This window comes from Halobacillus sp. AWM4_238, from assembly GCF_056158265.1.
This window is the reverse complement of the sequence record NZ_JBSWSY010000002.1, coordinates 1,075,913-1,102,389: the sequence shown is the minus strand read 5'-3', so window position 1 is coordinate 1,102,389 and position 26,477 is coordinate 1,075,913. Positions and strand designations below refer to the sequence as shown.

Sequence of the window (26,477 nt, the reverse complement as noted above, 5' to 3'; positions counted from 1 at the left end):
TTAACATGAAACAAATGATTGCCTACCTATTGAAAAACCGATCATTTCTAATCATGCTCTTCTTCATCAATTTGTTTGGAACGATATACGGATACATATGGTATGAATCTCAGCTTTCTGTGACCGAACCTGTTTTTCTGTTGTTCGTGCCTGATAGCCCAACAGCGAGTTTGTTTTTTACCATTTTTCTCGGGTTTTATATTTTTGGCAAAAATGTCCCTTACATAGAAGCTCTAGCTGTCATCACCCTTCTTAAATATGGAGTATGGGCAGTCGTTATGAACGGTTTGACATTACTAGAATATGGATCCCTGCCTTGGACGGGGTATATGTTAGTTTTTTCACATGGGGCTATGGCTGTACAAGGGCTTTTATATACGCCTTTTTATAAAATTGAAAGAAAGCATATTTTTGTTGCCGCCATTTGGACGCTTCACAATGATGTGATTGATTATGTTTTCGGCCAAATGCCTGTATACCCAGCCATTGTTGAATATATGGATGAAATTGGTTATTTTACATTTTGGCTAAGTATTGGATGTATCCTTTGCACGTACCTCTTGACCGTAAGAGGAAAAGCCCGGGTCTAAATTTCTTTGCCTTCTCATAAGATGAAATAATACTTGTGAGAGGGGAGAAGTGAAATGGGACGTGTCTTGTTGTTGTTCATTTGTTCCCTTATTTTCACACTCATTCCATCTGGCCTGGTCCAATCATGGTCGGAGGGACCTCCTGACTGGGGAGCTTTTGCATCCCAATACCGGAAATTAGCGGCCGACGGAAAGTCGGAGCTTGCTGAACGGCTTTGGAATAGTAGGTACCCGGAAATGGAACAATATGTACAATCCCTTTCGGATCAACAGAAAACAACTTGGATATATCTGGATAGATTTGGTTCAATAGATGAAGTTGAAGGAAACACATGGGAAGAGGGGATCCTTACTTTTTTAGAAGTTACTACTTCTGACAACCCGTATCCCATCATAGCAGAGAAGCTTGAGCGTTTATCTGACCGATCACTTGCTTCAGTCTCTCTTGAAGACTTGGAGGAAGAGTGGAACGTGATTCGTCCTGTTGTGTTGCCTTACGTAGATATGTCTAAAGTGAATGAAGCCGATCACGCACTTCAAGAATTGTTCATATCAGATTCTATGATTGGTCGGGAAGGTTTCAGTGTAAAGATTACAGAGCTTGCCAAATGGAAGTCCCAGGAAGATTGGAGTGCTTTCTTTTTGACAGCCATTTTTATAGGCGGAGCAATACTAGTGACATTGCTTTATGTTGGAGCGGTCAATTATAAAAAAAGTTCGAAAAATAGACACAGAATGATGAGAGGTTCTAGTTGATTTTTCATGCATTTTTGACTAAAATTGACCTATATACTCACATCCAAGATGGAGGAATGAAAGATGAGTTTTCTTATTTACTTTGCGTTGATTTTGATTATACCATTATGGGCGCAATCGAAGGTTAAAAGCACTTACAAAAAATATTCAAAAGTCCCTACATCCTCAGCCATGTCAGGAGCCGAGGTAGCTAGGAAAATTCTTGATGACAATGGTTTATATAATGTTGCTGTTGAAGAAGTTCGTGGTCACCTAACCGATCATTATGATCCTCGATCCAAAGTGATACGTCTTTCAACAGATATCTACCATGGTCGGTCCACAGCAGGAGCAGCTGTAGCCGCACACGAAGTCGGTCACGCGATTCAAGATGCACAAGATTATGCGTTTTTACGCTTCCGAAGTGCGCTTGTTCCCGTAGCAAGCTTTGGTTCTAACATTTCCATCTTCCTAATTATCGGTGGTTTTCTTCTTGGGATGACGGGACTTGCTCTCGCAGGAATTGTATTTTTTGCGGCTGCCGTGTTGTTCCAATTGATCACTCTGCCTGTTGAATTCGATGCCTCAAACCGCGCGATGAGTCAGCTCGTTTCAACTGGAGTTATTCGTAACGATGAAGAACGCAAAACGAAGAAAGTATTGAATGCTGCTGCGATGACATACGTCGCTGCTGCTCTCGTTGCCCTTGCTGAATTGCTGCGGTTTGTATTCATGTTCGTAGGTATGAATGAAGAATAAATAATAAAAACCGATCCTGTTTACAGGATCGGTTTTTTCATTCCTTGTTCTTATTGCTTCAAGTCAAGTACATCTAATGAAATGGTTCTCATCAACGATCAGTACAATCTTTTCACGTTCATGTATTTACCAGATCTGACGCTGCCAACACTTTTTAAATGGTTTTAATCGATAGGGTTTTTGTTCTCATCAAGAGTAAAACCTTCCCCCATCACATCATGTACATGGCTGACGGCAACAAAAGCATGAGGATCAATGTGATCAATAATGGACTTGAGCCGGACAATTTCATTCTTACCGATGACACAGTAAAGGACATCTCTTTTTGAACCAGAAAAAGAACCTCTTCCTTCGAGTACGGTTACGCCTCTATCCATCTCTTCCATTACGCGCCTCGAGATTTCTTTACTCTTCTCAGAGATGATCGTCGTACCTCTCGCAGCATAAGCGCCTTCCTGTATGAAGTCAATGACTCTTGCTCCGACAAAGACAGCGACTAATGTGTACATACCTCTCGTGTACTCCAGGTACGTGATAATGGATACGAATATAACAAGGGCATCGAAGAGAAACATAGCTCTCCCCATACTCCATCCGAGATATTTATTAACGAGACGCGCGATAATGTCGACCCCGCCTGTGGTCCCGCCATACCGAAAGATGATACCCAGTCCTACACCTATGAAAACTCCAGCAAAAAGGGCAGCCAGGGTTAGATCGTCGGCCAGATTAAATTCAATCATGTAGATTTGAGAAATTGAGATGAAAATGGACACAGCAATGATGCCGATGAGTGAATAAAAGAAAGTGGTTCGTCCAAGAATCTTCCATCCAATGATGAGGACGGGAATATTGAGCACAATATTCATAATGGCAGGATCCCATTCAAATAAATAAAGAAGTAGTAAAGTAATCCCAGTGAACCCGCCTTCTCCAAGTTCATTCTGAATGTTGAAATGGACGAGCCCGAATGAAAAGATGCCCGATCCGATTAAAATCCATATGATATTTTTCAAGCGTAGTCCGAAGATTTTCATATGTACACCTCCATTAGTTGTTTCACACGACTTCAATTATAGATAATTCAAACAAAGACGGCAATAACATTCGTTTTAATATCGTGGGACAGGTGAGACCCCGCATGGCGAAGTACGAGGAGACTCACCGCCCGCCCCATGGAATGCGAACCTTTTCCCGCAGCCCCTAAACTCTCGCTATCATCTCGAAACGGAGTCTTCCATAAAAGGGAGCATATATAAGATTAACATGTTTAAACGAAGTCAAAATTTAAGGATTTGAACTAAAAAATTTGTCAAATGACGCCCTTTTGGCTAACATTTAGAGAGAGTCCTTAGAGAAGAGAGGGTTTTTCTTGAACTATTCGACAAAAGAAATCCAACAAAGAGTGGATGATTACATATCACAATTCAAAGAAGGCTACTTTTCACCTCTTAGTCTTCAGGCAAGATTGACGGAAGAAGTGGGAGAAATGGCAAGAGAAATTAACCATCGATATGGTGAGAAACCCAAAAAGCATACGGAAGAAGACAAAGCTCTTGAAGAGGAGCTTGGTGACGTCATATTCGTACTTACCTGTTTTGCCAATTCACTTGACATCGACCTATCTGATGCTTTTGAACAATCCATGAGTAAAATCGAGACGAGAGATAAAGATCGTTGGACACGTAAAGAAGGAGGAACGAAGGGTGAGTAATATTAAAGTGATTGTCGCAGGCCCGCGTGGTAAAATGGGCAAAGAAGCATTAAAAATGATTCACAATTCATCAAATCTTACCTTAGTCGCTTGTATGGATCGAATGCATGAGGGAATGACTGTGAAAGAAATTGATGACCTTCCTGATATGGATGCAGTGATTTATACGGATGCTGAGAAATGCCTAAGTGAAGTGGAAGCTGATGTTTTGATTGATTTGACGACGCCTGAGAACTGCTACAAGCATACCAAGCTTGCTATTGAAAACGGAATTAGACCAGTCGTAGGGACAACAGGGTTTACGGAAGATGAACTATCCGAATTGACCGAGCTTGCATCAGCAAGAGGGATTGGAACGATCATCGCCCCTAACTTTGCTATTGGGGCTGTTCTCATGATGCAGTTTTCAAAATGGGCAGCTAAGCATTTTCCGAATGTGGAGATTATTGAAAAGCACCATGATCAAAAGCTTGATGCTCCATCAGGAACTGCACTTAAAACCGCTGAGTTAATTAAAGAAGTACGCGACCCTCACAAACAAGGGCACGAATCAGAAACAGAGACATTGGAAGGGGCACGCGGAGCAGATGTCGATGGTATGAAGATCCACAGTATGCGGCTTCCGGGGCTTGTAGCTCACCAGGAAGTCATCTTCGGTGGACACGGTGAAACCCTCACCGTAAAACATGACTCCATTCACCGTGAATCATTCATGAGTGGCGTGAAACTTGCGGCAGAACGTGTGATGGAACTCGATGTCCTTGTATATGGTCTTGAACACATACTTGACTGATAAGGAGAGGTTTACATTGAATATTGCATTGATCGCGCACGATAAAAAGAAAGAAGATATTATTCGTTTTGCAAAAAAATACCATTCTATATTGTCAAAGCATGAACTCTTTGCTACAGGTACAACAGGTATGAGAATTGCGGACGAAGCAGATTTGAAGGTGACGAGGTTTCAATCAGGGCCCCTCGGCGGCGATCAACAAATCGGAGCTAAAATTGCAAGTGAAGAGATGCATATGGTTGTCTTTTTCCGTGACCCTCTCACAGCGCAGCCGCATGAGCCTGATATTAGTGCATTGCTGAGGTTGTGTGATGTTCATCAAATCCCTGTAGCTACAAACCTAGCCATGGCAGATATCATGATTCAAGCCTTGGATCATGAAGATTTTGATTGGAAAGGCATCATTGAAATGAACAGATAACAGGAGTGATTGATTATGGCTAAAATAGGTATCACTTGTTACCCCACAGTAGGGGGATCAGGTGTCATTGCTACGGAGCTTGGGAAGTTGCTGGCAGAGAAAGGGCATGAAATCCATTTCGTTGCGTCTCAAGTTCCCTTTCGTCTGAACCGGGTATACCCGAATATTTATTATCATGAAGTGGAAGTCAGCAATTATCCAGTATTCCAGCATCCTCCTTATGACTTGGCTCTCGCGGCCAAGATGGCAGATGTGATCAATAGGGAGGAATTGGATATTCTCCATGTTCATTATGCGATGCCGCATGCCATTTGTGCAATTTTAGCCAAGCAAATGTGTGAACGTGATGTGAAGATTATTACGACCCTTCACGGTACAGATATTACTGTCCTGGGTATAGATTCAAGCCTCAAACAAATGATTCGGTTTGGCATCGAACAGTCGGATAGAGTCACAGCTGTCTCCCAGAGCCTTGTTGACCAGACGAAAGAAATGTTACATACAGACCGGTCCATTGACGTCATCTATAACTTTGTGGATGAAAGAGAGTATTATCGTAGAGATGATCAGCGTTTAAAAGAACATTACGGAATTAGTGAGGAAGATGTGGTGCTCATCCACATTTCGAATTTCCGAAGAGTAAAGAGAGTGACAGATGTCATCAAGACCTTTGCAGCTGTCGCAGAAGAGATGCCGGCTAAGTTGCTTCTCGTGGGAGACGGCCCGGAATACTCTGAATGTCACCAGCTTGTTCAGCAACTGGGGTTAGAGGACCGTGTCCTTTTCTTAGGAAAACAAGAAAATGTAAGTGAACTGCTTTCCATATCAGATCTAAAACTATTGTTATCGGAAAAAGAAAGCTTTGGACTTGTTCTTCTCGAAGCCATGGCTTGTGGTGTGCCTTGTATCGGAACAAATATAGGAGGAATCCCAGAAGTCATCGATCATGGAGAAACTGGTTTTATCGCAGAACTTGGTAATGTTGAACAAATCTCTCACTTTGCTAGAAGAGTATTAGAAGACAAGGATTTGCATCAAACGATGGCGGAACAGTCGAAAAGAGTCGTTCATGACAAATTCGCAACCAGTACCATCCTGAGTCAGTACGAAGATCTTTACGAACAGGTTTTGGATCATGAGTAACTTTGAAGTGTTCAAATATGCGTCTGAAGTGATTCAAGTGATTGAAAATGCTGGAGGAGAAGCGTACATCGTAGGTGGTGCTGTCCGGGACTATTTAAGTGGGATGCCTGTCAATGATATTGATATTGCTACATCTGAAAAGCCAGAACGAATCCAGGAAATTTTTGAAAAAGTCATCCCTGTAGGAATTGAGCATGGCACTGTAATTGTACGGCACCGTTCCGTCTCCTATGAAGTAACGACCTATCGTGTTGAAGAAGGTTATGAAGACTACCGTCACCCGGATGAGGTGGCATTCGTCCGCGATATCAACCTCGATTTGGCACGAAGAGACTTTACGATTAATGCGATCGCTTTGAGCAGAAATGGCGAGCTTATTGATCCATACCACGGTCATGAAGCGATTAAGAATAAAAGGATCGAAGCTGTTGGTCATCCGGTTGAGCGTTTTCAAGAAGATCCGTTACGAATGATGAGAGCTGTCCGGTTTGCCAGCCAACTTTCATTCCAGATTGAAGATTCGACAGAAGAAGCATTAAATCAGTTGTCCCACCTGCTTGAACATATATCCATAGAGAGGATTGCTGTGGAAACGGAGAAAATATTTAGAGGGTCGGATTTTGCCCTGGGCTTACAGCTTTTATATTCCACTGGTCTCAAGAATCATTTGCCAATCTTTAAAGAATTGGACATTCACTTGTATTTACCGAAATCACCGTTACATGAGTGGCATGAGATCATCGCTTTCTACGTTGTACAATACCCACAGTTTTCTGTAGAAGATTTTGTCAAATCATGGAAACTCTCTAAGGCTTCAAGGAGAAAGACCGAGCAGCTATTGCTTGCCTTAAACAGGTATGAAAGAGAAAAACATATGACAGCCTGGCTTGTTTATCAATTGGATGAAAACCTCTTTTCATCCTTCTGTAGGATGGTCTCCGCTTTAGACTCAGACCAAGAAGCAGAGGAGTTGTATGAAGCTTTGACTGAAATGGTGGAACACCTTCCTATGCATAACATGAAGGAGCTCTCCTTCCAGGCAAAAGATCTCCTACAACTATTCTCTGATCTACCTAAAGGACCTTGGATCTCAGAATGTATGAGTACGATTGAATACCATGTGGTCACAGGGAAAATGGAAAACGATTATGAAAAAATAAAGGAGTGGGTGAGGGGATGGAATCCACCCGCAAGGAACTCATAGAGTTATTGAATAAGGAAAAAGGTCATATCTCAGGCCAAGAGCTTTCCGACCAACTCGGAATATCAAGGACAGCCGTTTGGAAGCATATGAACGAGTTGAAAAAGGACGGCTATGAAATAGAAGCCGTCCAGCGGAAAGGGTATAAAATAATATCCTATCCTGATAAGATCAGTGAGAATACATTGAGGTGGGGATTGGATACAAAATGGATGGGTCACGAATTGCATCATTATGACCAGGTAGAATCCACACAGGAAATCGTTCACCAGCTCGCCAAGCAGGGAAAACCTCACGGAACTGTAGTGATTGCAGATGAACAAGTGAAAGGCAAAGGTCGAATGTCTAGAAATTGGGATTCACCAAAAGGAAAGGGGATATGGATGAGTATCCTCTTACGCCCGAATCTCCCTCCAGTGCAAGCACCTCAAATCACTCTCCTGGCAGCAACCGTTTTAGCAAGGATGATTGCAGAAAGGTCTTCTCTGGTTCCACAAATCAAGTGGCCGAACGATCTTCTGATCAATCATAAGAAAGTATCAGGCATTCTTACGGAAATGCAGGCAGAACACGATACGATTCAATACATCGTCCTTGGTATGGGCATGAACGTAAACCAAGAAGATCATGAAATCCCTGAAGATATAAAATATAAAGCATCTTCACTTAAAATTGAATCGAGACAGCAATGGAATATTCAACAGACGGTCCAGCACATCCTTCGACTTTTCGAAGAAACGTATGAACGTTTTGAGACCCAGGGGTTCGCTTCTATTAAAAAAGATTGGGAGCACTTTGGTTACAAAATCGGCGAAGAAGTAACCATATCTACGATGAAAAAAACGTGGAAAGCGACGCTTATGGGAATTGAGCCTGATGGAGCTTTACGTGCGAAAAGCCAAGATGGAGAAGATGAGAAGTTATATTCAGCGGAAATTCACTGGGGAGAGGGAGGATATCATGCGTAATAAAGCACAGTTCCTTCGTATGAAGCATGATGGAGATAAAATCGTCATGATCACGAGCTATGATTATCCATCAGCGAAAATGTCAGAGTCTGCGGATGTCGATATGATTCTAATCGGTGACAGCTTGGGAATGACTGTACTCGGTTATGACTCAACGATTCCAGTCACCATGGAAGATATGATTCATCATGGGAAAGCGGTCCAACGCGGTGCACCTGACACATTCAAGGTTATTGATATGCCTTTTATGTCCTATCATATTTCTACAGAGGACACCCTGAAAAATGCTCGAAGACTCTATCAGGAAACAGGAGCCCAGGCGTTGAAGCTTGAAGGGAGCGGTGAGGTCTCTGAAGGGATGAAGAAGCTCGTTCATGCAGGGATCCCAGTAGTTGGCCATATTGGTTTAACTCCCCAATCGGTCAATGTTCTCGGGGGTTACAAAGTGCAGGGGAAAGACCAGGGATCAGCCGAACGACTCATAGAAGAAGCGCTTGAAATTGAAGAGGCAGGTGCAATGGCTTTAGTTCTTGAGTGTGTTCCGCGGCAATTAGCAGAAAAAATTACAAGCAGGCTATCTATTCCTACGATCGGAATTGGCGCTGGTGCCGAATGTGATGGTCAGGTTCTCGTCTACCATGATATTTTAAAATATGGGGTTGATCGATTACCTAAGTTCGTGAAGCCCTATATCGATAGCAACCACCTTCTAGGAGAAGCCGTTCAATCTTATGTTAAAGAAGTAAAGACAAAGGCTTTTCCAGAAGAATCCCATACATTTACTATGAACCTGAGTGAACTGCCAGAGGAGTAAGGTGAAAAATGAAAGTATTAAGAGAAATTGATCAAGTGAATACATTGGTGTCCGAGTGGACGAAAAGTGGTGAGAGCATTGGTTTCGTTCCTACCATGGGCTATCTTCATGAAGGACATATCCGTCTTATTGAAAAAGCCAGGAATGACAATGATCGAGTGATTTTGAGCATCTTTGTAAACCCGCTGCAGTTTGGAGCAGGGGAAGATTTGGATACTTATCCTCGTGACGAGGAACATGACCTTAAGGTAGCAATAGAATATGGCGTCGACCTTGTTTTTCTTCCTACCAATGAAACGATGTATCCGCAGTCATTATCCGTGAATATGACGGTTTCGAGCCGTACGAACGTGCTGTGTGGAAAGAGCCGGCCGGGGCACTTTGACGGTGTCGTTACCGTCCTTACGAAGCTTTTCAATATTACAAGACCTGACAACGTCTATTTCGGTATGAAGGATGCCCAACAAGTAGCTGTCGTCGATGCTTTGATCGAGGACTATAATATGCCTGTCGACCTCATCCCTGTCCCTACAGTGAGGGAGGATGACGGTCTTGCCAAAAGCAGCAGGAATGTACGACTTTCTGTTGAGGAACGAAAAGAGGCTCCTGCCATACAGGAAGCTCTGCAGTATGGCAGGAAACTCGTTATGGAAGGGCAGATGTCTAAAGAATTCGTGATTGAGGCGACACAGAAGTTTCTTGAACAGAAAACTCGTGGTAAGATAGATTATATTGAATTATTGTCTTATCCTGAGTTAGAATTTATAGAGAAGATCGATCGTCCAGTGATTCTCGCTGCGGCTGTTTTTTATGACAATGTGAGATTGATTGACAATGTCGTTTTCGATAGCGAAGGACATGTTATATACGGGTGATCGTCAAGGAGGCCATTTCATATGTTACGTACAATGATGAAAGCTAAAATACACCGGGCACGCGTAACGGAAGCGAACCTGAATTATGTTGGAAGTGTGACGATTGATCAGGATTTGCTTGATCAAGTGGGTATACTTCCCCATGAAAAGGTGCAGATTGTTAACAATAATAATGGAGAACGATTAGAGACCTATGTGATTGCTGGTGAGCGTGGAAGCGGTGTGGTCTGTTTGAATGGTGCAGCGGCGAGACGTGTCCAGCCGGACGATATTGTCATCATCGTTTCCTATGCGATGCTACATGAAGAAGAGCTTGATGATTTTCGTCCGAAGATTGCCCTGATGGATGTGAATAACAGGGTTGAGCAAATCATCGAAGAAGAACCACCTTTAAAAGCATTGCCATTATAAGAAGTGACTAGCGAGTGAAGAAAGGATCTATGCCACGGTCTTAGGCAAGGTCCTTCCTTTTTGTTGTGAAAGTAGGGATGAACATGAAGAGATTTGCAATTGTGGACTTAGAGACAACCGGAAATGCGGCTTCTAAAGGGGATCGCATCATTGAGATTGGTGTCGTTGTAATGGAGGAAGATGGGGCGATCGTGGAAGAGTTTTCTTCCCTTGTTTATCCAGAAAAAGAGATTCCATCGTTTGTCCGTTCCTTAACGGGAATTGAAAATGACGATGTGCTCGATGCACCGCTTTTTTCTGAAATTGTAGAGGATGTTTATCCTCTATTTCAACATGCCTACATCGTGGCCCATAACATCGAATTCGATCTTGGATTCCTTAATGATGAATTGGAGCGCTGCGGATATCAGCCCTTACATAACCCGATTATTGATACCGTTGAATTCGCACGCATTCTAATGCCGACGTCTCCTACTTTCAAACTGGGGCAGCTTGCAGAACGGTTGGAGATGGGGCACGATCGACCGCACCGTGCTTTGTCAGACGCTCAAGTAACAGCTGATCTTCTCCTTTATTTATTAAAAGAACTTCAGCGTCTTCCTGAACGCACCATCGAACATCTTCTGAAGATCGAGGGGAAATTGAAAAGTGATTTCAGGGAGTTTTTCATTAAGTACAGCGAGGAAAAACGGTACGGGAACCATACTGAATCTGATGTCATGATGAAGCACGGAATCGCGGTCCGCAAACAAGTGCCGGATCGTCCGTCAAAAAACGTGCAACTTCCTTCGTTCGACGTGTGGAAAACGCAGGTTTTTGAGGGGGAAAACGGCCTTGAACGTCTGCTGCCTTTGTATGAGACCCGTAAAGGCCAGCAGGATATGACAGCTACAGTGAAGCAAGCTCTCGAGACTGACAAACATGCGATCGTAGAAGCTGGTGCCGGCACGGGCAAGTCAGTCGCTTACCTGCTATCCGCAGCTTTTCAGGCTATGGAAAGTGGGAAACGAGTCGTGATCTCCACACATACGACGAGTCTGCAAAAACAATTGCTTGAAGAAGAAATACCAAAGGTCGAGCGGATGTTTCCCCGTCCGATCAAAGCTGTATTATATAAAGGTAAATCTCACTATATCAGTTTGATCCATTTCCATTATGAACTTGAGAGATCCTATCAAGATAATTATGATATAGCTCTAACCAAAGCAATGATTCTAGTATGGTTGACGAAAACGAGAACCGGTGATGTGGATGAGATCCAACTTCCATCTAATGGAAGACAGTTTTGGCATAAAGTATCATCGGAACAATCAAGCAAAACCGTACGGCTGGGGTTCACTGATGACAGTTTCTTTCAATGGGCCCAGGAGAAAGCCGCTCAAGCGGACCTCGTCATAACCAATCATGCACTTCTTTGTATGGATATTATGAAAGAGGAGTCGGTGCTACCGGATTATGAGCATGTCATTATTGATGAAGCCCATCATTTAGAAGCCGTAGCTAGTCGGTACTTTGGTGTCCGAATGAATTACCGAGAACTTCAAAGGCATTTGACTCAATTTGGGGAGATCTTTCATAAGAGCCTCTATAAGGAGTGGTCCTTACAGGATGATTTTTATACGAATCTTTCCAAAGGCCAACAATCCATCGATGAGGCAAAGGAAGAGTTGAGCCATTTTTCCCGTTATATCTATCAGAACGTTAAAAAACAGAAGAAGTTAGGAAAAGGAAAGAGTGATCTTGGTCGGACCCAACTTTTATTGAAACCTGGGGAAATGCCGTCGTTTATTGACACAGCCAAAGAAATGTCCCATCGTTTCTTATCCATGATAAAAAAATTGATTGTTCAAATGGGAAGAATGGAAGAACAATTAAGAATGCAACTGTCGGTCAGAGAAGACTATAGCATTCCTATTCTTCTCTCCCGTCTGAACAATCAAATCGATGTCTGTCATCAAATTCGCTCCCAGCTCATTCACTATTTTGATTTTACAAGAGAAGAAGAAGTGAAATGGGTGGAAATTGAAGGAGAAGGGGCCGTTAACGCGATCTACTTGTTCAGTGAACCCTATGATGTAGCGAGCCTGCTGGAACAACGGCTATTCAATAGAAAGAGCAGTGTGATCTTGACGAGTGCGACCTTATCTACGGATGGTTCTTTTGATTATATTCGAAAGTCGTTGGGGTTAATGAATCAAGCTTCCTTGATTGAAGCAGTCATTCCTTCCCCTTATCAGTTTAAGGAGCAGGTGCAGCTTATGGTTCCGAATGATTTCCCGAACATAAAGGATGATCCTGACTCATTTGTTGAAGCACTGAGTGAAGCGATATATTCCGTTGCTGAAGTGACGAGAGGAAGAATGCTTGTACTATTCACCTCTTATGAAATGCTCCGTCAGACCTACACACTTCTTAAAGAGTTTATCGACCCAGAGGAGTTTATGGTTTTCGCACAAGGCGTGTCAAGTGGAAGTAGAGACCGATTGAAAAAAAACTTTCAAGCCTTCGATCAAGCCATTCTTCTAGGGACGAGTTCTTTTTGGGAAGGTGTAGATATTCCGGGAGAGGACCTTTCCTGTCTAATGATGGTCCGTTTACCTTTTCAGCCTCCAGACCAGCCGATCCAATCGGTGAGGAACGAACGAATGCAAAAGGAAGGACGGAATTCCTTCATGGAGAAATCACTGCCTCATGCCATCATTCGCTTCAAACAAGGATTTGGGCGATTGATCAGGAGCAGCTCGGATAGAGGGGTCGTCTTTATTTGCGATCAACGGTTGATGGAAGCTAGATATGGGAAATACTTCTTAAATTCTCTACCAGAAGTACCTGTTTCTTATGAGTCTACCCGTCAGTTGATCAATAAGATTGAGAAATGGCTTTGAATCGAAAGCATTGGAACAGATGAACCTGTTATAATAATAAGCGGACCCCGCATAATGGAGGTTTTTAACGATGGAAAATAAGATCGAAACATTGTCGACAGTCAGAATCCAAAAGTCTGACGATCTTTATAAAATTGTCGATACATTAAACCGTACATTGAAAGAAAATAATCTGATGTTTGGGTTGGCACTGGATGATGACGATGCTGAGACCGCAGTCTTCACCATATACCGCACCTAGTTGGTTGAAATGGAGTCTTGCTATTGTAGGTACGATCTTTATCTTAGCTTTTATCCTTTTCTTATGGATCTATATTGATGTGAATCAGGACCGTAAAAAAGGTCACCCTCAAGCAGAATCGATCGCTCTAAAACAGGGGAACCTGACCAGGATTGATGATGTTGCTTCCTATCACGGCGAAAGAGAGTTTCATATCGTCCAAGGGAAGAGCGAATCGGGAAAAACATCTATATTGTTCATGGATATAAAGGAACAGAAAGTCATGGATAAAGTGCCAGGAGAAGAAGCGCTGCCATTAGAGGAGATGCGTTCGCAATGGGAAAATACCTGCTCCAATTGTACATTCAAGGATATTCAGTATGGTTATGAGGAAAACGAACCGGTCATACAGTTGACTTATATTGATGATCAAAACCGTTATGTATTGGATTATTTCACATTACAAGGTAAGGCGTTTGATCAGCGTTTTGCATTCAGACAGAATGAGTAGAAGGAGTGAACGTTTATGGAATTAGCACAACGTGTGCAAGCTTTAACACCATCGACAACATTGGCAATCACAGCTAAGGCGAAAGCATTGAAGGCTGAGGGCCATGATGTGATTGGATTGGGAGCTGGTGAGCCAGACTTCAATACACCATCTTATATTTTGGAAGCTGCAAAACGGGCAATGGATGAAGGGATGACGAAATACACACCTGCTGGCGGAGTTCCTGAGCTTAAAAACAGCATTTCAGCAAAACTGAATCGAGATCAAGGTTTAACATACACAAATGAACAAATCATCGTGACTACAGGTGCTAAGCATGCCTTGTTCACTTTGTTCCAGGTCCTTTTAAATGAGGGGGACGAAGTCATTGTCCCAGCTCCATACTGGGTTAGTTATCCTGAGCAGATTAAACTTGCAGAAGGTACACCTGTGATCGTATCTGCAGAAGAATCCAATGACTTCAAGCTCACACCAGAGCAACTGAAAGAAGCCATCACTCCTAAAACGAAAGCGGTGATTATTAATTCACCAAGTAACCCGACAGGAATGATGTATTCAGAAGCAGAATTAGAGGCGCTGGGAGAAGTATGTCTTGAGCATGATATCCTTATTGTGTCTGATGAAATTTATGAAAAATTGATCTACACAGAAGAGGAACATGTCTCTATAGCTCAGCTTTCCAAAGAACTTTACGATCAAACGATCCTGATCAATGGGGTTTCCAAATCCCATTCCATGACAGGGTGGAGAATCGGTTTTGCGGCAGGAAATAAAGCCGTGATCAAAGCGATGTCCAATATGGCTTCTCATTCGACATCAAACCCGACAACCATTGCCCAGTACGCGGCACTTGCAGCTTATACGGCTTCTGAAGAAGAAGTAGACGAAATGAAAGAGGCTTTCAAAGAGAGACTGGATGTCCTTCATGAACGTCTGGTTCAAATTCCTGGTGTGAAGTGTGCCAAACCATCCGGTGCTTTTTACCTTTTCCCAAATGTCAAAGAAGCCGCTGAACAGGGTGGATTTGAAGACGTGGATGCATGGGTGAAAGCTCTATTAGATGAAGAAAAAGTGGCTCTCGTCCCAGGTTCAGGTTTTGGAAGCCCGGATAATGTGCGCCTATCTTATGCAACATCTCTCGATCAGCTCGAAGAAGCAGCTGATCGAATCGAACGTTTTGTAAACAAACATCAATCATAAGCTTTTGGAGGTTTTTAGTGTGAAAACAACTATTTCTGAAGTATCAAAATATGTAGGCGAAGAAGTGACGTTAGGAGCATGGCTGAGTAACAAGCGCTCCAGCGGTAAAATTGCCTTTTTGCAACTACGCGATGGAACGGGCTTTATGCAAGGAATCGTCGTTAAAGCTGAAATCGGAGAAGATAAGTTCCAAGAGGCTAAAGCTTTAACACAGGAATCTTCCCTTTTTGTGACGGGAGTCATTGTTGAAGATACTCGTTCTCCGCTCGGCTACGAAATGCAAGTGAAAGACTTCGAAATCATTCATGAAGCGGTCGACTATCCAATTACACCAAAGGAGCATGGTCCAGAGTTCCTGATGGATCACCGCCATTTGTGGTTGCGCTCGAAGCGTCAACACGCCGTGATGAAAGTAAGGAATGAAATCATTCGATCCACGTATGAGTTCTTCAATGATAATGGTTACGTCAAAATTGATCCTCCTATACTAACGGGATCATCAGCAGAAGGAACGACAGAACTCTTCCATACTAAATATTTTGATGAAGATGCCTACTTGTCTCAAAGTGGACAACTGTACATGGAAGCAGCTGCGATGGCTTTCGGACGTGTCTTTAGTTTCGGACCGACCTTCCGTGCTGAGAAATCAAAAACCCGCCGCCACTTGATTGAATTCTGGATGATTGAGCCTGAGATGGCTTTCATGGACCACGAAGACAGCCTTCAAGTACAGGAACAGTACGTTTCTCATGTCGTACAATCCGTTCTTAAGAACTGTAAGATTGAACTTGACGCGCTCGGTCGTGATACGAAGAAACTGGAAAACATCCAAGCGCCATTCCCGCGCATTAGTTATGACGATGCTATCCAACTCTTGAAAGATAAAGGCTTTGATGATATTGAATGGGGAGAAGATTTTGGAGCTCCGCATGAAACAGCGATTGCTGAAAGCTATGATAAGCCTGTTTTCATCACCAACTATCCTGCTGAAATCAAAGCGTTCTATATGAAGCCAGATCCTGAGCGTCCAGAAGTGGTACTTTGTGCTGACTTGATTGCTCCTGAAGGATACGGTGAAATCATCGGTGGTTCTCAACGAATCGATGATTTGGAATTGATGCAGCAGAGATATGAGGAGCATGACCTCACAGGGGATGCATACAAGTGGTATTTACAACTACGTGAATACGGCAGCGTTCCGCACTCTGGATTCGGGTTAGGGCTCGAACGTACGGTTGCTTGGATCTCCGGAGTTGAGCACGTCCGTGAAACGATTCCATTCCCTCGTCTACTAAACAGACTTTACCCGTGATCACTAATCATGCGGATGAACGAACACCGATTTTTCGCCCTTGGCGTATCGGTGTTTTTCATTCCTTGAAGATTAAGAATGGAGGGATTGATTTGGCTAAATACCAAAGCTTTCAAAACATCATGGATAACCAAATGGTCGTTCCAACGAAACTTCTCGAGAATTTTCATCACTTGAAGTTAAATGAAACCGAATTGGTCGTTCTTTTACAGATTCATCGTTTCCGCACAGAAGGCAATGGCTTTCCTACACCTGAACAATTGGCAGCTCATTTATCCATTTCAGCTCAGGAATGCTCACGAGTCCTTAGAAGCCTCATACAAAAAAGAATGATGACCATTGAACAAAATCAAAATGAAGATCGCGTCCTGAACGAGTATTACTCTTTGGAGCCTTTATGGGAGAAATTGTTTGCAGCTGTACCGAAGCCACAAACGAATGATCGTTCCTATGATGAGAACATTTTCCCGTTGTTTGAACAGGAATTCGGCAGGCCCTTGTCTCCCTTTGAAATAGAAACCATCAACATATGGATTGATGAGGAAGAGCAGTCTCCTGCATTGATCAAGGCTGCACTACGCGAAGCTGTTTTAATGAGTAAATTGAATTTCAAGTACATCGACCGCATTCTGAGGGAGTGGAAGCGGAAGGGAGTACAAACGGTGGAACAGGCCCGTGAACAAGGAAAACAGTTCCGCCAAGGACAGCACTCCATGAAGACACAAAAACAGGAAAATAAAAAGCGGGATATCTCTCTTTACTATAACTGGTTAGAGGAGGATTCTTAAAAGAAACGATGTTAAACAAACAACAGATCCGTCAATGCTTAGATGCATTCGAAGAAATGTTTCCTGAGGCGGAGTGTGAATTGACGCACAGCAACCCTTTTGAGCTCCTCGTTGCTGTCGTTTTATCTGCACAAGCAACAGATGCACTCGTAAACAAAGTGACGCCTCAACTTTTTGAGAAATACAAGAAGCCCGAGGATTATATGGCTGTTCCTTTGGAAGAGCTTCAAAACGATATTAAACGTATCGGTCTATATAGGAACAAAGCAAAAAACATTAAAAAGCTTTCTCAAACACTTGTTGAGAAATTTAATGGGGAAGTTCCCCCGACAAAAAAAGAGCTTGAAAGCTTAGCTGGAGTAGGGAGGAAAACGGCAAACGTGGTGGCTTCTGTTGCCTTTGATGAACCAGCCATAGCCGTGGATACACACGTGGAGCGCGTTTCTAAACGTCTGGCCTTTTGTCGATGGAAAGATTCCGTATTGGAAGTCGAAAAGACGTTAATGAGGAAAATACCGGAGGAGGAATGGAGTGTTACCCACCACCGGATGATTTTCTTCGGCCGCTATCACTGTAAAGCCCAGCGCCCCAATTGCGAAGAATGTCCGTTATTATATTTGTGTAGAGAAGGACAAAAAAGAATGAAAAAGAAAGAGAAAACATCATAAAAAATACCCTCTCTATTTAAATAGAGAGGGTATTTTTGTTTAGGCCGCATCTTCTTGATCATCCTGTTCATCTTCAGCTGGAGGTTGTTCTTCATCAGAACCGCTGTTCCCACCTGAACCAGAATCATCACCTTGATTTTGGCCTTCATTTTCACTGTCTTCATTGTTTCCATTGCCCTGATCGTTTCCTTGACCATTTCCATTGCTGTTACCATTGCCGTTACCGTTTCCATCAGTATTTCCTTGTTCATCTCCATCGTTGTTTTCTTCGGAAGAATCTTCGTCCTCCGTGTTTTCTTCTTCGTCTTCCTGATTTTCTTCTTCTGATTCTTCAGAAGGTTCTTCCTCAAGAGAACCTGGAGCTTGAACCGTAACGGTCGCAGGTTCACTATTTGCAGTATTATCGTCATCGCTAATGGCTACGACAGCAAATTCATAGGAGGCTCCTGGATCGACATTGGTAATCTCGACACTTGTTTCTTTGGTAGTCGTCAGTTCTCTCATCTCACCACCGTCGATGGAGGCGGCAATTCGGAAGCTGATTCCATCTGTATTTCCGTAAGACCAGGAGAGATCTATACTGGATGTTTCTTCGTTGAAGTTTCCAGCCAACGATTGAACAGGGTCCAGTTTCTGATACGTTTGTGATACTTTAGAAGGTTGATTATCTACATGAAACAGTTCTGTCACTATTCGGGCCGAAGGTGTATATTCACTAGGTAAACGTGCGGGTCTTGACCCTTTTTCCACATCAACCCAGGCAACGGAATCCGGTTTAGTAAAGTCAGCTGTTTCTATTCCTTGCGATAATTGACTCATTAGAGGCTTGTAAATCTGTTTTGGTATATTTTTCGCCGCCTGAGACATTGGGTCTTCTTCATCGTAACCTGCCCAAATGGAAATGGAATAGTTGGTTGTGTATCCATTAAACCAAGAGTCTGATGCATAATCTCCACGGTTCGTCGTTCCGGTTTTACCTGCATCAGGTACACCAGGTACATTGGCAGCCGTCCCTGTACCTTCACTCATGGTTGTTTGCAGCATGTTAGAGATCATAAAGGCTGTGTAGCTGTTCATGGCAGACTTAGGCTCTGGAGTAAGATCAATCGTTCCTTCTCCAGGCACTTCAACTTTTGTTACGGTATGTGGTTCATTATATACGCCTTCATTCCCGAAAGCAGCGTACGCGGCAGCCATTTCTTTAGGATTGGTTCCAACTCCACCTCCAATGGCATCTGAGAGCATAAAACCTTTGTCAGGTACTTTGAAGCCGAGTCCTTTTGCAAATTCTTCAGCTTTATCGATCCCTACTTCTTCCATTAATTTTATTGTAGGAATATTTAATGAACGGCTTAAAGCGTATCTAGCTGATACCCATCCTCTGAATTTATTATCAAAGTTATTAGGTGTCCATCCGTCATTGACGTCAAATTCAGTTTTTTCATCATTAATTTGATGATAGGTGGACATCTTATTATATTGAATTGCCGGACCATAGGCTGTGATTGGTTTGAACGTCGATCCTGGCTGGCGGTTGATTTGAGTCGCCGTATTAAATTGACCTTTTTGGTAGTTTCGACCTCCACCAATCGCTCGAATGGCACCTGTTTGTGTATCTGTGACAGTAACTCCGGCCATTAATTTCTCATCAGGCCAAGGCGTAGGACCTTCATTGCTCAAGAGCTGCTGCACTTGTTCCTGAGCTTTAGGGTCTAGGGTAGTGTAAATTTTCAACCCGTCTTTATAAATATCTGAGCCATCCATTTTCTCTTTGATTTCTCGTTCCACTTCATCAACGAATGCTTGAAAAGGTGCTTCCTTTTCGGGTTGTCTTTCAATCAACATGTCTTCGATCTGCACTTGTCGCGCTTCTTCAGCTTCAGCTTCTGTGATTTTTCCGTGTTGCACCATCAAACTTAGGACCGTACTCATGCGATCCTTCGCTAAATCAGGGTTTTCAAATGGCATGTAGCCACTCGGCCTTTGAGGTAGACCTGCCAAGAGAGCGGACTCAGGCAAAGTAAGCTCACTGAGGTCTTTCTTTCCGAAATAGGTTTCTGCAGCTTCCGCAACCCCATAAGCCCCAGCACCATAGTAAATCTTATTCAGGTACATTTCTAAAATCTTTTCTTTGGAATACTCTTGATCTAATTTAATTGCCAGATACTGCTCTTGTACTTTACGCTTTATGGTTTTATCTTTCGTCAAAAATGATTCTTTGACGACTTGTTGTGTAATTGTACTAGCACCTTCAGCACCGAACCCGCCCGTAATATTGGCAAGGATCGCGCCTCCGATTCTTCGAAAATCAATTCCAATATGATCATAAAACCGTACATCTTCTGTAGCTAAGACAGCGTCTTCAAGTACGGGAGGGATGTCGTTGTACGTGATTTTCGTCCGGCGTTCGTCTCCGGCTAAATCTGCAAACAAATCTCCATTCTTGTCGTATACTTTGGAAGAAAAGGGATCGGATAATTTCGATTCATCTAAGCTTGGAGCTGTCGCAACATAATAGGCAAATAGAGCGCCGACCCCTAACATCAATACGACGCCGATGGTTAAGAGGGTCATAAAAATCTTTTTGAATTTGGACGTGCTTTTTCCTTTTTTTGATGATTTCATTTGTTTTCTTCTAGCTGTTCGTGACTGGCTATCGTTGGCCATTTACATTTCCTCCGTTTCAGAAATAAAGCTTATCGATGGCAGTGGCATAGTGAACCCTTGCCTGATAATGAAAAGGGATTTTGATTCCTTCTTTTGCAACATAAGAGTAAGGAATCGATTTCCTTCCACCATTCCACTGATTTTCCCAGAAAGAAAAGATCGAAGGGGATGGAAGGAGGAACGTCTCATCTAAAGGGGTAAACTTTATAATCATAAAGCTTATTCCACCGTGTGCTTGAACAGCCCTCATGTGATCAATCTGGTGTTGGTGGACATTATTTAAAGGAAAGGACGTTTTGTTTTTGGTTTCTTTCGCTTCAAAATCGATGTGCTTTCCACGATAAACACCATTGAAGTCTGTCGTGGACGCTTGTTTGAAATACGCTTCTTTAATAACAGCTGCACTGCGTTTCGGGTAATCCACTTGTACAATTTGAACAGGTGTCGGTTTTTTATGGACGACTGCAATTCCTGCTTGCAAATAATATTCGTTCGTTACATTAATGTCTTCTTCCAGTGACATTCCTCGATTACTGAAATCTGGTTTTGTTTTTCCTTTGGGAGCTAAGTTTGTCTTCGAACCACGCCTCCCATTGGGATAATTCACAACCAATCCCTCCCTATAGCCATGAGAGTATCATACCAAATTTTTAAGTCCAAGAATATATACATGCGACTCATTTTATATAGACGTATGAAAAAAAGGAAAGTTTCACCTGTTCACAAGATTGACACATTCGAGAGAAGCACCGTGAGTATCTTCCCTTCCATAATCCCTTCAAAACCCTAATCATATTCTTTCGAGAAAAAAGGGAGATTTTTGTCCCGTTATACTCATTGGAACGTTTTCCTTTACATCGCAAAAGAAGAGGGAAGGTTTTATAAAAAAAGCTGCTGCTATAAAAAATAGCAACAGCTTCTCTCCCTTACGTAGCAGGACGGTTTTCACCAGCTAATTTTGGATTGTCCGTTTTCGCCGGTGTCGGTTTCTTATTTTTCTTTTCTTTTTTCTTAGCCATATGATTTTCTCCTTCTATGTCGAAGATTAAAGTCTGATTTGACTTGTTTTGTTGCTTTAGTTCTAGTCTTGTCATCCGTAAAGGAGTTATGCATGCAATAGAGAATTTGTAAAAGACCAATAAAAGGGGGAGTAGTGTATGAAGAAAAATAGTGTCATCACACCGCATGAATTTGAGGAGCAGCTCTCACACTTACAGGAGAAATTTTCTTTACTTGAGCGCAGGTTGTCCATCAAAACAGATGAAATCGTGTTTAATATGACTGTCTCCCACCGTAAAGAAATGGATGAATTGAAAAATGAAGTTTTCGGACTCCGCGATGAATTAAGGAAGATAAAAAGGGAACGTCGGTTTGAATATATGGGGAAGGTTGCCGAGCAGGCCAGACGTCGTTCCGTAGGTTGATTTTGATGCCCTTTGTTCCCTCATGGTAAAATGAAGGAGGAAAGGTGTGGGATGAAATGAATTTAAAAGCCAATACGAATGAATTGAAGCGTCTAATTGATGATCGCCATCAACGCTTTTTGAATACGGAAGGTCCTGTAGATAAAAAGAATTATGATTTTTTTAATCAAGTGAAAGAAGAAACGGCTCCAATGTTCCGATTGACGAATGATTGGCTTCAGGAAGCTGAAGCTTTTGTGAAAGACCGAAAGACAAACGTACACCCAAATCAAGTGAAATCAACGCATGAAAATATAGAAATGATTATCCTTCATAGTTATTATTTGGATGTACAGCTGAAGAGGTTCAAAGAATTGTACCAGTCCGTTCATTATGTTTTGGATATGGTCCTTAACGATATAAAACAAAATGAAAAAAGCTCCCTATAACGGGAGCTTTTTTCATTTCATATAAACACGAATATTTCTTAACATAAGCTTCCTTTTTGACTTATTTTCGTGAGAATTGTGGTGTATAAGGGCTGCGGGGAATGAGGAGACTCCTGCGAGAAAAGAGTCATTCCCCGCAGCCTCATCCACTTAAAAAACATCTCGGAATCGAGTATTCAAGAAACCTGCCATATTCTCAAATAACGACTGATCATTTTAAAAACGTTTATTTTTTAGACAGGATCAAATAAAACGATGGAACAAGTAAAAGGGTGAGTACGGTTGAAAAAGCGAGTCCTGAGACGATGGAAACGGCCAAAGGCTTGAACAACACATCCCCTGTATAAATGATTGGAGCCAAGGCTGCAATCGATGTTAAGGAAGTCAGGACGATCGGACGTATTCTAGCCCGGCCTGCTTCAATGACGGCTTCAACCGTACTATGGTAACGTTCACGGTTTTGCTCAATAAATTCTACGAGGATTACGGAATTCCTTACAACGATCCCTGAAAGCGAGACGATGCCTAATACAGCTAAGAAACTGAGCGGTTCTCCTGATACGAACAGTCCAACAATGGCACCTGTCACAGCTAGAAATACGGTTCCTGTAATCAGTAAAGGCATGAGCAAGGAATTAAATTGTATAGCAATGGTCAAATAGATCAAGAACAAAACGATGACGAAAAGTTTCGTTACTTCTACAAAAAATTCGGAACGTGCATCCGATTCTCCACTTTCAACAAGCGAATACCCTTCAGGAAGGTCATTTTTTATGTCATCCACAACTTCTGACGCTTGTTTGGAGAATGTACTTTCCATTCCTTCTTCAGGGTAGGCTTCCACTGTGATGGTTCGATCGCCATCCAAGTGTGGAATGACCCCAATTCGTTCGGTTGAATTTGTCGTGATGACTTCGTTAAGGGTAAGGGTTTCTGGCGGCTGAGCGTTTGGACTGGTTGGTTGACTCACAACGCTTAGTTCAGAAAGAGCTACTCCATTCTCAACACCGTCGTCGAGTTTCACCTCGATTGGCAATCGTTCTACCCCGTTGTCGAACGTACCTAAGGGTGCCCCGATATTCGCTAGTTGTAGTTGAGAGGTGACTTGATTGATCGGAATGTTATTTTCTGCAAGCCGTTCACGATCTGCGGTGTATTCAGTAAAAGGTTGTGACTTGGCATTGAGCGTTGTTATTTCTGAACCTTCTATTTCACTTAACCGATTTTTGGCTTCCTGTGCCTCTGAAATCAATGTTTCAATTTCAGGTCCTTGTATTTGTAATTGGACGGGTGGGGAAGGCGGTGGACCTGAAACAATGGTTTCAAGGAAAATTTCACTCTCTGGAAATTCTTCTCTCAACGGCTCTTCCCACTCTTGTATAAACTCACTGGCGCTCGTCTGATCTCTGTCTACTCGAACAAGGACTTGGCCTGTGTTCTCACCTGACCGTTGTAATCCTGAACTGAATAAACTTGGTAGTCCACTACCTGAATAAACCGCTGTTTCTGTAATGTTGTCATCCGAATTTTCCAGAAAGTCCGCTAATTCCTGTAATCTTTGTTCGGTGTCCTCAATCGTTGTGCCTTGAGGATTCTCTACAGAAATCGTTACCTCCGGACGATCAGCGGCAGGGAAAAATTCGAACGGAATCCGGATGGCCAGTGTGGCTAAAAGGGCACAAACAACAAGACCTATAAGGGAAGTGACCAAAGGTTTCTTCGTAGTCTTGGGAAGAATCCGATCCGCATACACCTGTTCCAATCGGTCAAACCAACCACCCAGGAGTCCAGATTTTGCTTTTGCAGATTTTTTCTTCTGCTTTTTCCTAGCATATTGAACCGTAGGGATGAAAGTCAGGGCAATGATGGTGGAAGCAAGGACTGTGAAGATTAAGACAGATGGTAAAGCTCTGATAAAATCTCCATTCGTTCCTGATAAAAACGTTAAAGGTAAGAAGCTGAAAATGATCATAAGTGTTGAAGTTATGATGGATTTTCCGACTTCCTTCACACCCCGAATGGTACCCTCCAAAGGACCATCACCGAGTTGGAACCTTCTTTGAATGTTGTCATTCACGACAATCGCGTCGTCCACCAGGATTCCGATGGCTATAATCATTCCAATGACTGAGATTTGGTTTAAATCGACCCCGACATATGGGAGGGGGATTAAACCGATGAGGATGGATATAGGAATGGATAAAGCAACAAGAATCGCTGATGACAAAGGAAGACCCAAAACCATAATGATGATGACAGCAAGAAACGATATGGCAAAGGATGTGATCAGGTTCGTAAAGACTTCATCAATGACTGTACTTTGTGTGTAAAATCGGTCGACTTGAATTTCTGCAGGTAATTGTTCAGACAAAACCGTAATCTTATCAGTCAATTCTTCTTGCAGGGCACTGATGTTTACTCCTTCTTCCGTAAGTATGGTGACGGATAAAGCAGGCTGGTCTTTATAAGTTATAAGGTCCTCAACGTCTTGGTTCGTGAGGGCGATGGAACCTATCTCTGCGAGAGTGACAGGTTCTCCTGCTGAGTTATTTCCGACATATAAGCTCTCCAACTCTTCAATATCTCCATATTTTTCAAAAATTAATTGATGGATGCTGCCATCTCTCTGTTCCGTTCCAATGGGGGAGGGGCCTAATTCTTCACTCAATGAACGAATCACAGAAGAAGGAGAAATTTGCAGCTCATTCAATTGGTCATTATCTAAACTGACAGCTACTTTTTGATCAGGTAAACCTTTAATTAGAATGGAATCGACACCAGGAGTTCTGGTCAACTCTGCCTTCCACTCTTTCAATTCTTCCCGTAAGTTATACAGTTCTGTTCGTTTATCACTGTAGAGGTGATAGGAAGCAACAGCTGACATCATCGTGTCCGTATTCACATCAGGGGCTTGAACTTCTTCAGGAAAAGACCTGGATACATCTGATACAGCTTGCCGGATCTTGGCGTTTGTTGTATCCGTATCTACATTGCCCGAAAGTGTGGCTGTCACTGTACCAAAACCTGTAGTGGAAGCAGAAGTGACTTCTTCAATTCCTGCGGTGTTCAAAAGCTTTTCTTCAAGAGGATTGACGATCGTCCGCTCCACTTCTTGAGGAGTAGCTCCTGGATAAACAGTGGAAATGGATGAGACATTTACGTTGATTTCAGGAATCTCCCTTTTGGGCAATTGCAAATAGGTGAAAATCCCTGTGAAAATTAATAACAAAATAAAAATCCAAATGATTTTGTTGTAATTTAAAATTGACTTCATTTTGTTCCTCCTACCCATATGATTTTAATGCTCTTTCAGTATAAACTTTTTTCCGACACATGTGTCAATTAAATGCTCTTTCGATGTGTTGAGGGAAAGCACACGTGAAACCGCTTTACATTTTACTTATATTCATATATAATTACTTTCCCATGAGTAGGGAGGGATATAGATGGAATCCAAACAACTAATCAATGAAGCTAAAAAGATGAGGGAAAAAGCCTATGTACCATATTCAAAATTCCCCGTAGGCGCCGCTCTAGTCACAGAGGATGGTACCCTTTATACAGGGTGCAATATTGAGAATGCCGCCTATCCAGTTACTTGTTGTGCTGAACGAGTAGCTATTTTTAAGGCCGTTTCCGATGGCCATAACAAATTTAAGGAACTAGCGGTTGTCGCTGACACGAAAAGACCAGTTCCACCGTGTGGGTCTTGTCGTCAAGTGATGAGCGAGTTTTTCCAGTCTAATGTTCAAATCCATACAACAAATCTGCATGGAGATACAAAAACATTTACAATGGAAGAGATACTTCCATTTTCGTTTTCCTCAGCTGATTTAACAGAAGAAGATAAGTAGGTAATAAAGGATGAGATTCTCATCCTTTTTTTATTTGAATTATTTCTATCGCTCAAATGAAACCATCTTTTTCATGTCAAGTAAATCATAGGGTGT

The 26,477-nt window shown here is 42.5% G+C and carries 26 protein-coding genes; 22 read left to right on the top strand and 4 right to left on the bottom strand.

Features of this window, described 5'->3' with window-relative positions:
- The first annotated feature begins 14 nt into the window (after nt 1-14).
- The 3 genes from lhaT to ACXACN_RS05620 all read left to right on the top strand — a co-directional run bounded on the left by lhaT (nt 15) and on the right by ACXACN_RS05620 (nt 2,084).
- Nucleotides 15-590: a lipoprotein heptaprenylglyceryl N-acetyltransferase LhaT gene (gene lhaT / locus ACXACN_RS05630; RefSeq protein WP_474966807.1), complete on the top strand. Its 576-nt coding sequence runs from the start codon at nt 15-17 to the stop codon at nt 588-590.
- Nucleotides 591-644: 54 nt separating this feature from the next.
- On the top strand, nt 645-1,346 hold the full coding sequence (locus ACXACN_RS05625) for a hypothetical protein (protein ID WP_474962945.1): 702 nt from the start codon (nt 645-647) through the stop codon (nt 1,344-1,346).
- 63 nt (nt 1,347-1,409) lie between these two features.
- Nucleotides 1,410-2,084: a zinc metallopeptidase gene (locus ACXACN_RS05620; RefSeq protein WP_474962944.1), complete on the top strand. Its 675-nt coding sequence runs from the start codon at nt 1,410-1,412 to the stop codon at nt 2,082-2,084.
- Nucleotides 2,085-2,248: 164 nt separating this feature from the next.
- Here the strand turns inward: ACXACN_RS05620 and ACXACN_RS05615 are convergent, their stop codons facing one another.
- Nucleotides 2,249-3,121 carry a YitT family protein gene (locus ACXACN_RS05615; protein ID WP_474962942.1) on the bottom strand — a complete coding sequence of 291 codons (873 nt, stop codon included), beginning with the start codon at nt 3,119-3,121 and terminating at the stop codon, nt 2,249-2,251.
- A gap of 335 nt (nt 3,122-3,456) precedes the next feature.
- Here ACXACN_RS05615 and ACXACN_RS05610 point away from each other — a divergent pair, with 335 nt between their 5' ends.
- The 16 genes from ACXACN_RS05610 (at nt 3,457) to nth (ending at nt 18,008) form a co-directional block, all read left to right on the top strand.
- Nucleotides 3,457-3,798 (top strand): nucleotide pyrophosphohydrolase, encoded by a 342-nt coding sequence (locus ACXACN_RS05610; RefSeq protein WP_474962941.1) that lies wholly within the window; start codon nt 3,457-3,459, stop codon nt 3,796-3,798.
- Nucleotides 3,791-4,591, top strand: coding sequence for a 4-hydroxy-tetrahydrodipicolinate reductase (dapB, locus tag ACXACN_RS05605; RefSeq protein ID WP_474962940.1), 801 nt, complete (start codon nt 3,791-3,793; stop codon nt 4,589-4,591). The genes ACXACN_RS05610 and dapB overlap by 8 nt, the downstream gene beginning before the upstream one ends.
- Before the next feature lie 16 nt (nt 4,592-4,607).
- Complete coding sequence (gene mgsA / locus ACXACN_RS05600) at nt 4,608-5,012, top strand: methylglyoxal synthase (RefSeq protein ID WP_474962938.1); 405 nt, start codon at nt 4,608-4,610, stop codon at nt 5,010-5,012.
- Between the two features lie 12 nt (nt 5,013-5,024).
- Nucleotides 5,025-6,155, top strand: a complete 1,131-nt coding sequence (gene bshA / locus ACXACN_RS05595; protein WP_474966806.1) for an N-acetyl-alpha-D-glucosaminyl L-malate synthase BshA — start codon at nt 5,025-5,027, stop codon at nt 6,153-6,155.
- A complete protein-coding gene (locus ACXACN_RS05590) occupies nt 6,148-7,359 on the top strand; it encodes a CCA tRNA nucleotidyltransferase (RefSeq protein WP_474962937.1) in 1,212 nt (403 codons plus the stop codon). The genes bshA and ACXACN_RS05590 overlap by 8 nt, the downstream gene beginning before the upstream one ends.
- Complete coding sequence (locus tag ACXACN_RS05585) at nt 7,332-8,324, top strand: biotin--[acetyl-CoA-carboxylase] ligase (RefSeq protein ID WP_474962936.1); 993 nt, start codon at nt 7,332-7,334, stop codon at nt 8,322-8,324. Before ACXACN_RS05590 ends, ACXACN_RS05585 begins: the two co-directional genes overlap by 28 nt.
- Nucleotides 8,317-9,138 carry a 3-methyl-2-oxobutanoate hydroxymethyltransferase gene (gene panB, locus ACXACN_RS05580; RefSeq protein ID WP_474962934.1) on the top strand — a complete coding sequence of 274 codons (822 nt, stop codon included), beginning with the start codon at nt 8,317-8,319 and terminating at the stop codon, nt 9,136-9,138. The genes ACXACN_RS05585 and panB overlap by 8 nt, the downstream gene beginning before the upstream one ends.
- Before the next feature lie 8 nt (nt 9,139-9,146).
- A complete protein-coding gene (gene panC, locus ACXACN_RS05575) occupies nt 9,147-10,013 on the top strand; it encodes a pantoate--beta-alanine ligase (RefSeq protein WP_474962932.1) in 867 nt (288 codons plus the stop codon).
- 21 nt (nt 10,014-10,034) lie between these two features.
- On the top strand, nt 10,035-10,424 hold the full coding sequence (panD, locus tag ACXACN_RS05570) for an aspartate 1-decarboxylase (protein ID WP_474962930.1): 390 nt from the start codon (nt 10,035-10,037) through the stop codon (nt 10,422-10,424).
- 83 nt (nt 10,425-10,507) lie between these two features.
- Nucleotides 10,508-13,309 carry an ATP-dependent DNA helicase DinG gene (gene dinG / locus ACXACN_RS05565; RefSeq protein WP_474962928.1) on the top strand — a complete coding sequence of 934 codons (2,802 nt, stop codon included), beginning with the start codon at nt 10,508-10,510 and terminating at the stop codon, nt 13,307-13,309.
- Nucleotides 13,310-13,379: 70 nt separating this feature from the next.
- Nucleotides 13,380-13,550, top strand: a complete 171-nt coding sequence (locus ACXACN_RS05560) for a YpmA family protein (protein ID WP_089652552.1) — start codon at nt 13,380-13,382, stop codon at nt 13,548-13,550.
- The gene (locus tag ACXACN_RS05555) at nt 13,513-14,040 is read left to right on the top strand and encodes a cell wall elongation regulator TseB-like domain-containing protein (RefSeq protein ID WP_474962926.1); all 528 of its coding nucleotides are present in this window, start codon (nt 13,513-13,515) and stop codon (nt 14,038-14,040) included. The genes ACXACN_RS05560 and ACXACN_RS05555 overlap by 38 nt, the downstream gene beginning before the upstream one ends.
- Before the next feature lie 15 nt (nt 14,041-14,055).
- Nucleotides 14,056-15,240 carry a pyridoxal phosphate-dependent aminotransferase gene (locus ACXACN_RS05550; protein WP_474962924.1) on the top strand — a complete coding sequence of 395 codons (1,185 nt, stop codon included), beginning with the start codon at nt 14,056-14,058 and terminating at the stop codon, nt 15,238-15,240.
- A 19-nt stretch (nt 15,241-15,259) separates the two neighbouring features.
- A complete protein-coding gene (asnS, locus tag ACXACN_RS05545) occupies nt 15,260-16,552 on the top strand; it encodes an asparagine--tRNA ligase (protein WP_474962922.1) in 1,293 nt (430 codons plus the stop codon).
- A 92-nt stretch (nt 16,553-16,644) separates the two neighbouring features.
- Nucleotides 16,645-17,340 (top strand): DnaD domain protein, encoded by a 696-nt coding sequence (locus tag ACXACN_RS05540; protein ID WP_474962920.1) that lies wholly within the window; start codon nt 16,645-16,647, stop codon nt 17,338-17,340.
- An 8-nt stretch (nt 17,341-17,348) separates the two neighbouring features.
- Nucleotides 17,349-18,008 (top strand): endonuclease III, encoded by a 660-nt coding sequence (gene nth / locus ACXACN_RS05535; RefSeq protein ID WP_474962919.1) that lies wholly within the window; start codon nt 17,349-17,351, stop codon nt 18,006-18,008.
- A 39-nt stretch (nt 18,009-18,047) separates the two neighbouring features.
- Here the strand turns inward: nth and ACXACN_RS05530 are convergent, their stop codons facing one another.
- A complete protein-coding gene (locus tag ACXACN_RS05530; protein ID WP_474962918.1) occupies nt 18,048-20,675 on the bottom strand; it encodes a PBP1A family penicillin-binding protein in 2,628 nt (875 codons plus the stop codon).
- Nucleotides 20,676-20,691: 16 nt separating this feature from the next.
- Nucleotides 20,692-21,282, bottom strand: coding sequence for a Holliday junction resolvase RecU (gene recU / locus ACXACN_RS05525; RefSeq protein WP_474962916.1), 591 nt, complete (start codon nt 21,280-21,282; stop codon nt 20,692-20,694).
- A gap of 550 nt (nt 21,283-21,832) precedes the next feature.
- On the opposite strand from recU, the gene ACXACN_RS05520 reads away from it, so the two are divergent.
- Entirely contained in the window at nt 21,833-22,099 is a 267-nt protein-coding gene (locus tag ACXACN_RS05520) for a hypothetical protein (protein ID WP_474962915.1), read from the top strand.
- Between the two features lie 56 nt (nt 22,100-22,155).
- Complete coding sequence (locus tag ACXACN_RS05515) at nt 22,156-22,527, top strand: YppE family protein (protein WP_474962914.1); 372 nt, start codon at nt 22,156-22,158, stop codon at nt 22,525-22,527.
- Between the two features lie 226 nt (nt 22,528-22,753).
- On the opposite strand, the gene ACXACN_RS05510 is transcribed toward ACXACN_RS05515, so the two are convergent.
- On the bottom strand, nt 22,754-25,801 hold the full coding sequence (locus tag ACXACN_RS05510) for an efflux RND transporter permease subunit (protein ID WP_474962912.1): 3,048 nt from the start codon (nt 25,799-25,801) through the stop codon (nt 22,754-22,756).
- A gap of 172 nt (nt 25,802-25,973) precedes the next feature.
- Between ACXACN_RS05510 and ACXACN_RS05505 the strand changes: the two genes are divergently transcribed.
- Nucleotides 25,974-26,381 carry a cytidine deaminase gene (locus tag ACXACN_RS05505; RefSeq protein WP_474962910.1) on the top strand — a complete coding sequence of 136 codons (408 nt, stop codon included), beginning with the start codon at nt 25,974-25,976 and terminating at the stop codon, nt 26,379-26,381.
- The last annotated feature ends 96 nt before the right edge of the window (nt 26,382-26,477 follow it).